This is a genomic window from Paracholeplasma brassicae (assembly GCF_000967915.1).
GTDB lineage: Bacteria > Bacillota_I > Bacilli_A > Acholeplasmatales > UBA5453 > Paracholeplasma > Paracholeplasma brassicae.
In genome coordinates, this window is record NC_022549.1 from 523,420 (window position 1) to 537,427 (window position 14,008).

Here is a 14,008-nt window from a genome sequence, read left to right on the forward strand (position 1 = left end):
TTGAAAAAAATACTATTTTTGATTATTTTAATGTTTGGGATTCTAGGACTTTCTGGGTGTCAAACAAGTAAAGATGAATTTAAAAAAGAAAAAGAGGCGCTTCAGGAAGAAGCAAGACTATCATTTCTCTATTTTCTTGAAACATCCAATAATCTAGAAGATTCGGATTATTACGGTCTTGCAAGGGATCGCTACAGTGGAAATACTGTTATTTCAAGTATTGCGGCAACGGGATTCTCGCTTGCGAGTATTCCGGTTGGTGTTGAAAATGGTTGGATTAGTAAAGAAGACGCACAAAAGCGCGCATCAAAAACACTAGATTCGCTTAGTAACCTTGATCGTGTGAATGGATTCTTTTACCACTTTGTCAATATCCATACAGGCAAAAGGGAATGGAATAGCGAAGTATCAATCATCGATACAGGCCTTTTACTTGCAGGGGCACTAACGGTAGCACAGTATTTTAAAGGTGAGGTTTACGATAAAGCCATGGCAATTTATGATGAAGTCAACTGGCCATGGTATATCAACAAGCAAACCAATATGTTTTATATGGGTTATAAGCCAGAAACGGGCTTTGGTGGCGCATGGGATCACGTCTCTGAACAACTCCTGCTCTACGTCTTAGCGGCAGGGTCTAGAACCTATCCGACAGATGACTCGCTTTATAAGACAGTCAAACAAGTGGTTAACCGTAGTTATAAAGGCAGTTATACCTCAACCTTAGACCCAAGCATTAAGACAAATGAATTTATTTATAGCTATGATGGGTCGCTATTTCAACATCAATTTTCGCATGCGTTTGTTGATTTTAGAAATTTAGAAGATTATGAGGGGACCAATTGGTTTGATAACGCCATCGAAGCGACCAAAGCCAATTACTTATATACGCTTGATTATTCGGATCGATATAAGACCTACAGCTCAAATTCATGGGGAATATCCGCTGGTGATGGACCTGGTGAGTACCGTGCCTATGGTGCAATGCCTGCTAAGAGTAACGCACACAACGGCACCATCATGCCATATGCAGCGCTTTCAAGTATCAATTACTTAGAAGAAGAAGCTTTAAGGGCGGCTTATCACTTTAGTCAAATTGAACAATTGAATGGGACATATGGTCTAAAAGATTCTTATAATTTGGGTCCAGTAGACGAAGCTTATAACCCAACCATGGCAAATAGAACACCATGGTACGCTTCTGATTACATAGGCATTGATAAAGGAATTACACTTCTAATGATTGAGAATTATAATTCCGAACTGATTTGGACAAACTTCATGAGCAATAAGCAAGTTCAAAACGGTTTAGATGTTTTAGGGTTTACAAGCAACTAAATGGCATTCCTACCTAGTTAACCCCTAGGTAGGAAGGCTCTAATCATTTGATTAAAGCAGAATTCGTTTCGATAAAACTTGAAAAAGAAAACGTTTTCAAGTATAATAGTATATGTAGGAATAGAAACGTTTCTATTCGTCAAGTTTTGAAATCAAACTTGACTTATGCTTATATTATCGAAACGTTTCTATAAAACAATTAATCCGATAATGGATTAGAAAGAGGAGAGGAATTTATGAAGAAAGTTTTAACGCTAGTTTTACTTCTTGCGGCGGGATTATTTATGGCCGCTTGTGAAGAAACAACCGTGGATGACGCTAAACCAGAAATTACTGGTGTTGGCGCCGTTACAATTAACGTAGGGGATACATTTGATCCAATGGCTGGTGTCAAAGCCGAAGATGAAGTCGATGGTATTATTACAAGTGATATCGTTGTTACTGGCACAGTTGATACCAACAAAGCAGGGACATACGAACTGACATATACCGTTAAAGATAAAGCAGGTAACGAACAAGTTGTTAAACGCACGATTATCGTTCTTGGCCTTGCTGGTTTAGCTAATGGTGATTTTTCTAATCAACTTGAGGGCTGGGCAACTTGGTTTAACGATTCACAAGACGTGGACGTTGAATACAGCGTGGTTGATGGCAAAGCAGTTATCGATATTAAAGCACAATCTGTTGTAATGGATAACAACTGGTGGGATGTTCAATTGTCTTATAAAACAATTTCATTCCCTAAATTTGAATCCTACACACTTAAGTTTACTGCGTATGCAGAAAATGATCGCTACTTAATGTTAAACTTACAAGGTGGCGGTATGTCTAGTAAAGCAATTAACGAAGAAGTCGTCGCGCTTGGTACAACCGCACAAGAATTTAGTTTTGATTTCTTCTCTAAGGAAGACGTTACAAACGCTGAACTTCAATTCTCATTTGGTACGTTCCACAAAGTGGCTGGCGTCGATATGGAAAAAGCAACTGTACTAGGTAAGATTTATATTTCTAATGTCCAAATCGTGGTTGGACCAGAGTTAGAAAACCAAGCACCAGTACTTGAAGGCGTGACTGACAGAGTTATTGAAGTTGGGGCTGAATCATTTGTGATTAAAGCTGGTATTAGTGTTTCAGATGACTTTGATACTTTAACAATTGCTGATGTGGTTGCTGAGGCAGTTGGTGCAGAATTAACATTCCCTGCCGTTGCTGGTAAATATGTTTACAAATATACAGTGACAGACTCAGAAGGTCTTGAAGCGACCGCAACAAGAACCATTCACGTAGGTTCATTTAATGTGGGTTCATTCTTAGAAGTTGATGAAAATGGACTACCTGTGGGTTATGAACAATGGGCAGCAGATAATGCTAAACAAACGGTAACAACGACCGACGGTGTGGTTTCTATCGATATTGAAACTGTTGGCGCAATGCCTTGGGAAAATCAATTTAAGATTAGTGGATTAATGGCTACAAAAGGCACTTATGAAATTAGCTTTAAAGCTTCATCATCGGTTGCTAGAACCATCGTGTTTGCTTTAGAACAAAACTATGGTGTGGGTGTAGAAAGAGCATGGCACCGTGTGGATTTAACGACTGAAATGCAAACATTCACATTTACGATTGAACTTTCACAAGACGCTAAAACATCTGGTGCGTTCCAATTCTTTATGGGAAATTCAGTAGGTGAAGTCGGATTTGAAGATGGCGTTTACGTTGCTTCAATTATCCAAATTTCAGATTTAATGGTGACAAAACAAGTCGCTTAAATTAATAAATTAGAATGGTTTGACTTCGGTCAAACCATTTTTATGTAAAAGATTGAAATAAAGAGGAAAAATACACCCCTTTCGGTTGATTTTTATCTTTAGATAAGGTAGAATGGAATTGTAATCGAAACGTTTCAATAGGGGGATATTGACAATGAATCAAAAGGACTTAAAAATGATTAAAGAAATTCAAGATCGAGGGTTTTTGTTTTTTATGAATTACTCGAATTTTGATTTAAATAGTAAGGGTTACGGGTTAACGCCAGATCACACCAACAAGCTGGAGGTTGCCTCAATTGCCGCAACTGGGTTTGCCTTATCAAGTTACGTGATTGGTGTAGAAAGTCTTTTAATCACCAAAAAAGACGCCATTGATAAAATTAAAAGAACCCTAGAAACACTACTTTATGAAGTCGATCATTATCGTGGTTTTTTTGCCCATTTTGTCGATATTAAGACAGGTAAAAGACACAGAAAGTGTGAGTATTCAACCATTGATACAGCACTATGTATGAATGGGATTTTAACGGTAGAACGTTATTTTAAAGACGAAGAAATCACAAAGCTATCTAACCAAATCATTGATCGAGTGGATTGGGACTTTCTGATTTATGAGAAGGACAGGACAAAAATGCTTCATATGGCTTATAACCCAGATACCGATGGGGATTACGCCAATGGACGTTCTGGTTTTATTCACCACTGGGACATGTACGCTGAGCAATTAATGATGTATTTAATGATTGCATCAAAAATCAAGAACGATGCTGTCTCAAATGCTCTTTATGAAGGGTTTAGTAGGGTCAAAGGATCATATCAAGGGCACCACTATATTTACTCACCAGGTAACACGCTGTTTATCTATCAATTTCCTCTTTGCTGGCTTGATTTAGAGAATATCCATGATAAGCATGGCATTTCTTGGCATGAAAACGCAAGAAGTGCAACGCTTGGTCATCGTGCATTTTGTATGAGAAACAAACACAAATACCAAACATTCTCAAGCGTTTCTTTTGGCCTAAGTGCCTCAGACAGTCCTAAGGGCTACCGTGTGTTTCACGCACTGCCTGCAAAAAACAAAAGGGCAGAAACCGATGGTACGATCAGTCCTCACGCAATGATTGGATCGCTATTTTTGACCCCAAAAGAATCGCTTTTAGGGATCAAAGCGATGCATCAAATCAAAGGGCTTTATCAAAAATATGGCTTTATGGATGCGTACAATCTAGAAGCAGGCACGTGGATTTCAAATCGCTACATCGCAATTGATAAAGGCTTAGAGATGCTAGCGGCTAATGCGTATCTCACAAACAGTGTGAGAAACGCTTATATGAGTCATGAACTGATTATAAAGGGAATGGAGGTCTTAGGATGGCAAATGATTGGATCAAAGAAAGTGTAGTTTATCAAATTTATCCATTGTCTTTTAACGATTCAAACGACGATGGTATTGGTGACATCAATGGCATTAAAGAAAAACTGCCCTATTTAAAAAACTTGGGCATTGATGTGATTTGGTTAAGTCCGGTCTATCAGTCGCCTATGGATGATAATGGTTATGACATCAGTAACTATTATGAGATTAATCCGATGTTTGGGACCAAAGAAGACTTGATTGATTTAATCAAAGAAACACACAATCAAGGGATGAAGCTCATCATGGATTTGGTGCTTAATCATACCTCAGATGAACACGTGTGGTTTAAAGAAGCAAGAAAATCAAAAGACAATCCATACCGAGATTACTATATTTGGAGCGACACACCAAACGACATCACTAGTGTATTTAGTGGCAGTGCGTGGACCAAAGAAGCACAGACAGGACAATATTATTTTCATTTATTTTCAAAAAAACAACCGGATTTAAATTGGCAAAACAGTGCCTTAAGACATGAAATTTATCAAATGATTAATGACTGGTTAGACTTAGGGATTGACGGTTTTAGACTCGATGTCATTGACCTCATTGGAAAAGATGTGTTTAATAAAAAGTTATCTGATGGCCCATATTTAGAGACCTTCTTAAAAGAAATGTATGAGGCATGTTTTAAGGGGAGAGACATCCTAACCGTAGGTGAAATGCCAGGCTTATCCTTAGAGCGGGCTGCTTACTTAACCAAAGAAGAAGATCATCTCTTATCCATGGTATTTCAATTTGATCACATCAGTTTAGATGAACAACCAGGCAAAGGCAAATGGGCATTAAAACCCTTAGACCTACTTGATTTAAAGCGAGTCTTTAAACGACAACAAGAAGTGTATGAAAAACAAGGATGGGGCAGTTTGTTTTGGTCTAATCACGACCAACCACGTGCCGTTAGTCGATATGGATCGGTTAATCATCGTGTGTTATCCTCAACCATGCTACATACCCTATTGTTTTTCCAAAGAGGCACACCATACATCTATCAAGGCGAAGAACTAGGCATGACCGGGTACCGGTTTAACCTTGAGGAGTTTAAAGACATTGAATCAATTAATTACTACAAAGAAGCCCTTGCCTTAGGGATTAAAGAAGCAGATATTCTTAAGTCACTACATCAAAAATCAAGGGATAATTCGCGTACACCTATGCAGTGGGATGACACCAAAAATGCTGGATTTTCAAATGGTACACCATGGATTAAAGTCAATCCAAACTATAAAGAGATCAATGCGGCAAATGAACAACAAGATAAAAATGGGGTTTATCACTACATCAAAAAACTACTGCAACTTAGAAAAGAGAAAAATGTTGTTAAAGAAGGCCACTTTACGCTCTTAGATGAAACATCAAGTCAAATCTTTAGTTATCAAAGAAAAACCAGTAACGAAACACTTGTGGTGATTTGTAACTTTACAAACGAAGCGCTCACCTACGATTTGAGTACCTATCAGTCTTACGAATTACTCTTAACGAATCAACCAATCACAAACGATCACTGCTTAAGTCCTTATCAAGCAATCGTTTATTATAAGGAGAATAACCATGGCAACCATTAAAGACGTCGCAAAACGCGCAGGGGTATCGATATCGACTGCCTCATATGCACTGAATAATCAACCCAATGTCCACGAAGATACCAGAGCACGTATTTTAAAAGCGGCAGAAGAACTTGATTATTACCCAAACGCTAACGCGAGAAACTTAAAAACAAAAAAGACAGGCAACGTCGGTGTTTTTATCTACGGGTTTGGTGGACCGATTTTCTCAGATATCTTGGAAGGGATTCGTAATCAACTTCAAAAGCACGGGTTTAACATCATCGTTACCTCAGGTAAATCCTCTTCGGTACTACTAAAAGAAAGACAAGTCGATGCGGCCATTGTGTTTGATAATAACATTTTAGATGAAGTCTTGATTCAATACGCAAAAACCTCACCGCTCATTGTCTTAGACCGGACACTTGAGAGTGATAACATTTATCACTCGATGATTGATAACGAAGGTCTTACTTACCAGTTTATTGAAAAGATGATTGAAAAAGGCTATAAAAAATTCTCTTATCTAAGCGGACCAAAAGATGCCTACAATAACCAAGAACGTCTGGTGGGATTTAAACGAGCACTAGAGGATCACAAGCTTAAAATGAATCGTTTTCTTGAAGGTGACTTTACCATTCATGGGGGTCATGAGATAGGTCTTAACTTAAACATTGAAACAGGCCATGAGTTTATCTTTTGTGCAAACGATGAATCGGCCATTGGATTGATTCAAGGGTTGAATCAACGAGGCATCAAAGTCCCAGAACAACTCGCAGTTAGTGGGTTTGACGGCATTTACTTATCAGAATACATTCAGCCAAAGCTTTCAACCATTGAAATTGATCACTACGGCTGGGGAAAATTAATTGCGAAATTCATTATCGCAAAACTTCAAAAGACATCAGCGGATAATTTAGAACACCCTGAGGCAAAAATTATCTTAAGGGAAAGTTGTTAGGGGGATTTAATGAAAGACTTAGTTAGCACATTAACACTTGAAGAAAAAATTGGGCAATTAATCCAAATTGCCCCGTTCTTCTACATTGAAAAAATCGATAAAAACGTCTTTGGACCACTCTTAGATCTTGGGATTAGTGAAGAAGAAATCTTCTTAACCGGTTCTGTTTTAGGCATCAAAGACGCAGAAGAAATGATTGAGGTTCAAAAAACCTATTTAGAAAAATCCAGACACAAAATCCCACTCATGTTTATGGCTGACATCATCCATGGGTATAAAACCATTTTTCCTGTGCCATTGGCAATGGCGGCCGCTTTTAACCCAAATTTGGTTAAAAAGGCAGCACGTATTTCAAGTATCGAAGCACAGACGGCTGGCATCCACGTCACCTTCTCACCGATGGCAGACTTAACCAGAGACCCAAGGTGGGGCAGAGTCGTTGAAGGCTTTGGGGAAGATCCATACTTAAATGGTGTATTAGCAGCAAGTATGGTTCAAGGTTATCAACACGATGGCATCGATAAAGAAGGTAATTTGGCTAGCTGTGTGAAACACTTTGCTGGCTATGGTTTGAGTGAAGCAGGTAGAGACTACAATACCACAGACGTCTCAAGACTAAACCTACACCAGTACTACCTCACCGGGTATAAAAAAGCACTAGATGCAGGTGCAAGACTTGTGATGACTGCCTTTAATTTAATTGAGGGTGTACCTGCCACCACAAACGCCTACTTACTGCGTGAGGTCTTAAGAGACCAATACCAGTTTGATGGGGTGGTCATTTCGGATTATGATTCATTAAAAGAGACCATTGAACATGGCACCTCAAAAGATGAAAAAGACGCGGCAAGACAAGGCATCATTGCCGGTCTTGATATTGAAATGGCAACGGCAGCATATTTTAGAAACCTACCAGCCTTAATTCAAGAAAACAAAGTCGATATCGCTCTCATCGATGAAGCCGTTTTGAGAGTTTTAGAACTCAAAAGAGACTTAGGCTTATTTGATAACCCTTATAAAGGGGCATCCGTTACAAAGGCTAAACAATTGGTCTTATCAGAGGCGCATAAAAAGGCAAGCTTAGAAGTTGCCTTAGAATCGGCAGTCTTGTTAAAAAATGACGGTGGCACACTGCCACTTAAAAAAGAGATGAGGGTAGCCCTGCTTGGAAACTACGCGACCTCAAAAGACACGATCGGTCCGTGGAGTTGGCATGGTAACCCTAGCGATAACAACAGCCTAGATGACGTCTTAAATGGTTATGCTGCCTCACTTTATGTGAATGACACCTTAGAAGCTCATTTGTTAGATGAAACAAGCATCAATGATTCAGACATACTTGTGGTTGCGATTGGTGAATCAAGAAGAGAAAGTGGCGAAGCCCACAGCAAAACAAACATAAAGCTTTCGAACCAACAAGAACGCTTTATCAATGACTTAAAACAGTTCAATAAGAAGATTGTTTTAGTCTTGTTTAATGGTAGACCCCTTGATTTAAGTGGGGTAATTGACCAATCAAATGCCATCCTAGAGACGTTCTTTTTAGGCACCTGTTCAAGTGAGGCGATTGCGATGCTTTTATATAATGAAAAAAACCCTTCAGGCAAACTGCCGATGAGTTTTCCACGAAACGTTGGTCAAGTACCAATCTACTATAACTATTTAAATACGGGCCGTCCGTATAAAAACGATGGCAACGAATACACCTCATTCTACCTAGATGAAAAGAATGACCCACTGTTTAGTTTTGGCTATGGTTTATCGTATAGTCAATTTGAATTTTCGAACTTAATCGTCAAAAATGCTGTTTTTTATAAAGGCGAAACGTTTCAATTTTCAATTGATGTGACAAACACCTCAGCGTTTGATGGCTATGAAGTCGTTCAAGTGTACTTAAGGGATTTGGTCGCAGAAGTCTCAAGACCTGTCAAAGAGTTAAAAGCCTTTAACAAGGTATTCGTTAAGAAAAACGAAACCGTCACACTAGAGTTTCTGCTAGACGATGAAGCATTTTCATACGTGCACAGAGATTTAAGCTTCGAGAGTGACGCTGGGGATTTCATCCTATACGTGGGTAATAGTTCAACAAGTACCCTAGAAACAAAAATAACAATGAAAGAAGGTAAGCTTTGATGAGTATATTAAAAACAGCGTTTCAAACGACAAGTTTAAACTCAGATAAACTTCAAATTGAATTATTAAAGACCGGGGATATTTTTAAAATTACCTCAGGTCATAACCAAATTAATCTACTATCTGGGAATTTAATCGATGGGCAATTTTCAAATATTTACCTAAGAAGAAAAGACTTAGATGGGTATCAATACGAAAAACTGATTGGTGTCTTTTCTAAAGGTGGTTTTTGCCTAAAAGACAACAAAGCCTACTATCAAGGCATCGCTCTAGGTGTTTCTTATCAAGTGGTTTTAAGCTTAGAGGATAACCTTTGGCACTACGATGTGACATTAAGTAAACATGAAGGGACTTACGACTTAATCTACGCACAAGATTTAGGTATTGCGAGTAAGGGTTCAATTCAAAGCAGTGAGGCGTATACCGCGCAGTACATCGACCATAAAGCATTTAAAGATGAGTTAGGGTATACCATTTGTTCAAGACAAAACCAAGGCGACCCACAATTTTTACAGATTGGGTCACTTAACAAAACCGTTGCTTATCAAACCGATGGGTTCCAATTCTTTGGGTTAAGCTATAAAGAAACCGGCATTCCTGAGGTATTATTAGAAGAAACACTTAAAAACGTCAATTACCAATACGAGTTTCCATACATCGCCTTACAAACAGAGAGCTTTGAGCTTAAAAAAGAAGAAACCTTCTCGTTTTATGGCCTTTATTTGTCTTCACATGAAGATGTGACGACAAAAATAGAGAAAGTAAAACCATATGAGGTAATTAAAGCCTTTGTTTCATTTAATGGGTTATATGATGAGAAAAACCGAATTGATTCGACAAACGTATTACAAACAAAAGAAGTCAATCAAGCGTATTTTGAAGGTATTAACCTAAGACATGTTGAAGAAAAAGATGGCAAGTTATTATCATTTTTCAAGGATGATCATGTCCACGTGGTCTTAAAAGAAAAAGAACGTTTGGTTGAACGTCCACATGGGCACTTGATACTACATGGGGATCTTTTACACGCGAGCGAAAACGTGATGGCAACGACCAACTTCATTTATGGTGTATTTAACTCACATGTGGTTTTAGGTAACACTAATTTTCATAAACTAACCGGTGACGTGAGAAGCTTTTTAAACGTGACTAAAATTAGTGGGATGCGTATCTACGTTAAAATCGATGGTCGCTATGTGCTACTTGCGATGCCTTCTTTTTATGAGATAGGTATCAACTACGCAAAATGGGTCTATGTCATCGAAGACGACGAATTGACGGTTTGTGTGTATTCAAACGAAGACACCCTAGTGGAAAAAACAACCCTTGAATCAAAGAATCACAAAACCTACGACGTCATCGTTTCAAATCAACTGACGATGAATACCAACGAATACGAAACGAACATTTCATATACCCTTAACAAAGACACTTTGATTGTCGATGCCAAAGAAAATCAAATGATCATGGCGCACTACCCAAGTTTAAAATACCAGTTCAATACGTTTGGTTCAACCATAAAAATGGGACGAGATGTGTTTGGATTTGATGAAGATCAAAGTTTGATTTGTTTTACCTATGAAGGTGTTAGTAACCTACAAATCAATCTAGAAGCAACCTTCAATGACACATTTACAAACCAAGACATCGACTTTGATAGATCCTTTAAAGAAGCCGTTTCATTCATTGATTTGTTAACGGGTATCCAAGTAAAAAACAAAGCAATGCATCAATTCATTGATAAATTATCAGATACGGTCTTTTGGTATACCAACAACGCATTAACCCATTACGCAAGCCCACATGGACTTGAACAATATAACGGGGCCGCTTGGGGAACTAGAGACGTGTGTCAAGGGCCAGTGGAACTCTTTATGAGTGCTCAACGATTCGATCTTGTCAGAGAAATTCTGCTTAAAGTCTTTTCACGTCAATTCATTGAAGATGGGGACTTCCCGCAATGGTTCATGTTTGACAAGTACTTTAGAATTCAAGCACATGAATCGCATGGGGATATTATCATGTGGCCAATCAGAACGCTTGCTCACTATTTGAAGATGACAAAAGATACCTCGATATTGATGGAACAAGTCGCTTATATGTCAAAGTCTAAAAATGAATTTACGAAAGAAACAGTAAGCTTGCTAGATCACGTGAAGTTCACACTTGAATCCATTAAAAAGAGTTTCATTCCAAACACAAACCTCCCACGCTATGGTGGGGGTGACTGGGACGATACCCTTCAACCGGCCAATCAAAAACTAACCGATAAAATGGTCTCTGGTTGGACTGTTGCCCTTTTCTATGACGCACTTGCGATCTTAGAAGAAGAGGTTAAATCAGTAGATGACCGTTTTAGTTATGAGCTGAAGCAATTAAAAGAAGCGGTATCAACGGATTATAATAAATACTTAGTCAAAGAAAACGTACCTGCAGGGTTTGTGGTCATTGAAGACGATCACCTTGAGTACTTACTTCACCCAAGTGATTTAAACACCGGTCTGAATTACCGTTTGCTTGCGTTAAAACGTCCAATCATTTCACAAATGATCACAAAAGAACAAGCCAACAAGTATCATGACTTAATCAAAACACATTTAAAACACCCGGATGGGGTTCGTTTAATGAATACCGCTGTCACGTATCAAGGTGGTAAAAAAACGTATTTCCAAAGAGCAGAAACTGCCGCTAACTTCGGTAGAGAAATTGGTATTCAATACGTACATGCTCACCTAAGATACATTGAAGCAATGACCATCTTAGGCAAAGAAAAAGACGCATTTGACGCACTTTTTGAAGTTAATCCAATCAACATCAAAGACTCCGTTAAAAATGCCTCTTATCGTCAATCAAACGTGTATTTTTCATCCAGTGATGCGAAGTTTAACGACCGCTACGAAGCGAAGAAGAACTTCCATTTGGTTAAAGAAGGTAAGATTGAAGTCAAACAAGGCTGGCGCTTGTATTCCTCTGGTCCAGGTATCTACATCAATCAAGTGATCCGTAACATCTTAGGGATTAAAGTCTTAGATAATAAACTCTACCTTGACCCAATGCTAAAAGAAGCGTTTGATCAAACCGAAGTTACTTATCATTATCAGGGTAAGAAACTACACATTCGCTATCTCAAGAGTGAATCTGTAAGCCTAGAAATCAATGGCAAAAAGATTCCAATGACAAAGCAACAAAACCAATATAGAAACGCCGGGTTCTTGATTGATGATGCGTTCATCAATCAACAAGAAACAATTAACATCACGTACTATTTTTAAACCTGTTTTAGGACACAAAGTGCATTTGTGTCCTTTTTCACGTTTGAAATCAATACTTATTTGATATAATAGAAATAGAGGTACACAATATGGAAAATAGATTAAACACAGGTTCACAAATTGAATTAGAAATCAAAAAATTAGGAATTAATGGGGAAGGCATCGGCTATTATGAAAAAAAAGCCGTTTTTGTTGATTACGCCCTACCAGGCGAATTAGCCTACGTTGAAATCACGGATGATTTTAAAACATATTATAAAGCCAAACTGATTAAAACCATCAAAGAAAGCAAAAGTCGTATCACGCCATTTTGTCCAATCTACTTTGAATGTGGGGGATGTCAAACCCAACACATGGCGTATGAAGATACGTTACTACATAAAAGAGACTTAATTCTACAAGCGATTAAACGCTACGTCAAAGTACCGTTTAATACCAAAAAAGTAGATAAAGCGATTGGGATGGATAACCCAAGTCACTACCGTAATAAAGCAAGCTTACCAGTTCAATATAAAGATGGTAAGAACGTCATCGGTATGTATCAAGCAGGCACAAATCACTTAGTTGATTTTAAGGACTGCCCAGTACAAGACAATGACATCAACAAGTTTTTCAACTTGATTTTAAATCAAATGGAAAAACGAAAAATGAATGCCTTTAATCGTGGAGGCAACATCCGTTTTATCGTCATTCGTAAAACCAAACTAACCAATGAAATCCAAATCTCATTCATCGTTAATGAATCCTCAGAAGACGTCATTGAACTTGGTAAATACATGAAAGAAAAATTTGTTGAAGTTAGCTCGGTTTATGAAGTCATTAACAAAGATGTTAAATCTAGAGAATTCTTCACTAATGATAAAACATTAATTGCTGGTAATGAAACTGTCACTGAAGAAATGAACGGTATTACATTTAAGCTAAAACCAGACGCATTCTTCCAATTAAACACCACACAAGCAGACAAACTTTATCAACTGATTGTTGAAAAAGGCGAATTTACTAAAAACGACATCGTTGTGGATGCTTATAGTGGGATCGCACCGATTGCCTTGTACGTTGCACCGCATGTGAAAAAAGTGTACGCCATTGAAGCATTAAAAGCATCACACGAAAGTGCGATTGAGACCATTAAAGAAAATAATCAAGAAAACATTATACCAATGCTAGGTGATGTTAAAGAAGTACTTAATAAGAACAGAAACATCAAACCTGATGTGATTGTTTTTGATCCACCAAGAACTGGCTTAGGCCGTGCAGTGACGGACTTCTTATTAAAACATAAACCGAAGAAGATTGTTTATGCTTCATGTAACCCATCGACATTAGCTAAAGACCTAGATGAGTTATTAAAAGCTTATGAAGTTAAATCAATCACACCACTCGATATGTTTCCTTATACAAGTCACGTTGAGAGTGTGACATTACTTACATTAAAAACGGCATAACAAAGACATAAATAAAATAGAACAAGAAGCATTTACCCCTTAAAAACTGGGTTAAATGCTTCTTTTTATAATTTTTGTGTAATGTGTAAACATAAATATATGCTTTAAGCATATATTTATGTTTAC

The 14,008-nt window shown here is 38.0% G+C and carries 8 protein-coding genes; all 8 read left to right on the plus strand.

Annotated features, from left to right (window positions below):
• The 8 genes from BN853_RS02375 to rlmD all read left to right on the plus strand — a co-directional run bounded on the left by BN853_RS02375 (position 1) and on the right by rlmD (position 13,882).
• A complete protein-coding gene (locus BN853_RS02375) occupies positions 1 to 1,338 on the plus strand; it encodes a glucoamylase family protein (RefSeq protein ID WP_052591155.1) in 1,338 nt (445 codons plus the stop codon).
• 236 nt (positions 1,339 to 1,574) lie between these two features.
• The gene (locus tag BN853_RS02380; protein WP_030004346.1) at positions 1,575 to 3,107 is read left to right on the plus strand and encodes an immunoglobulin-like domain-containing protein; all 1,533 of its coding nucleotides are present in this window, start codon (positions 1,575 to 1,577) and stop codon (positions 3,105 to 3,107) included.
• 154 nt (positions 3,108 to 3,261) lie between these two features.
• Entirely contained in the window at positions 3,262 to 4,509 is a 1,248-nt protein-coding gene (locus BN853_RS02385; protein ID WP_030004347.1) for a glucoamylase family protein, read from the plus strand.
• Positions 4,479 to 6,089, plus strand: a complete 1,611-nt coding sequence (locus BN853_RS02390) for a glycoside hydrolase family 13 protein (protein ID WP_030004348.1) — start codon at positions 4,479 to 4,481, stop codon at positions 6,087 to 6,089. The genes BN853_RS02385 and BN853_RS02390 overlap by 31 nt, the downstream gene beginning before the upstream one ends.
• Positions 6,076 to 7,029 carry a LacI family DNA-binding transcriptional regulator gene (locus BN853_RS02395; protein ID WP_030004349.1) on the plus strand — a complete coding sequence of 318 codons (954 nt, stop codon included), beginning with the start codon at positions 6,076 to 6,078 and terminating at the stop codon, positions 7,027 to 7,029. The genes BN853_RS02390 and BN853_RS02395 overlap by 14 nt, the downstream gene beginning before the upstream one ends.
• A 9-nt stretch (positions 7,030 to 7,038) precedes the next feature.
• A complete protein-coding gene (locus BN853_RS02400; RefSeq protein WP_030004350.1) occupies positions 7,039 to 9,162 on the plus strand; it encodes a glycoside hydrolase family 3 N-terminal domain-containing protein in 2,124 nt (707 codons plus the stop codon).
• Positions 9,162 to 12,434 (plus strand): GH36-type glycosyl hydrolase domain-containing protein, encoded by a 3,273-nt coding sequence (locus BN853_RS02405; RefSeq protein ID WP_030004351.1) that lies wholly within the window; start codon positions 9,162 to 9,164, stop codon positions 12,432 to 12,434. Before BN853_RS02400 ends, BN853_RS02405 begins: the two co-directional genes overlap by 1 nt.
• Before the next feature lie 89 nt (positions 12,435 to 12,523).
• The gene (gene rlmD, locus BN853_RS02410) at positions 12,524 to 13,882 is read left to right on the plus strand and encodes a 23S rRNA (uracil(1939)-C(5))-methyltransferase RlmD (RefSeq protein ID WP_030004352.1); all 1,359 of its coding nucleotides are present in this window, start codon (positions 12,524 to 12,526) and stop codon (positions 13,880 to 13,882) included.
• The last annotated feature ends 126 nt before the right edge of the window (positions 13,883 to 14,008 follow it).

Excerpts from the sequence above, each read along its gene's own strand:
- rlmD (WP_030004352.1), top strand. The coding sequence starts at position 12,524 with ATGGAAAATAGATTAAACACAGGTTCACAAATTGAATTAGAAATCAAA.
- BN853_RS02405 (WP_030004351.1), top strand. The coding sequence starts at position 9,162 with ATGAGTATATTAAAAACAGCGTTTCAAACGACAAGTTTAAACTCAGAT.
- BN853_RS02380 (WP_030004346.1), top strand. The coding sequence starts at position 1,575 with ATGAAGAAAGTTTTAACGCTAGTTTTACTTCTTGCGGCGGGATTATTT.
- BN853_RS02385 (WP_030004347.1), top strand. The coding sequence starts at position 3,262 with ATGAATCAAAAGGACTTAAAAATGATTAAAGAAATTCAAGATCGAGGG.
- BN853_RS02395 (WP_030004349.1), top strand. The coding sequence starts at position 6,076 with ATGGCAACCATTAAAGACGTCGCAAAACGCGCAGGGGTATCGATATCG.
- BN853_RS02390 (WP_030004348.1), top strand. The coding sequence starts at position 4,479 with ATGGCAAATGATTGGATCAAAGAAAGTGTAGTTTATCAAATTTATCCA.
- BN853_RS02400 (WP_030004350.1), top strand. The coding sequence starts at position 7,039 with ATGAAAGACTTAGTTAGCACATTAACACTTGAAGAAAAAATTGGGCAA.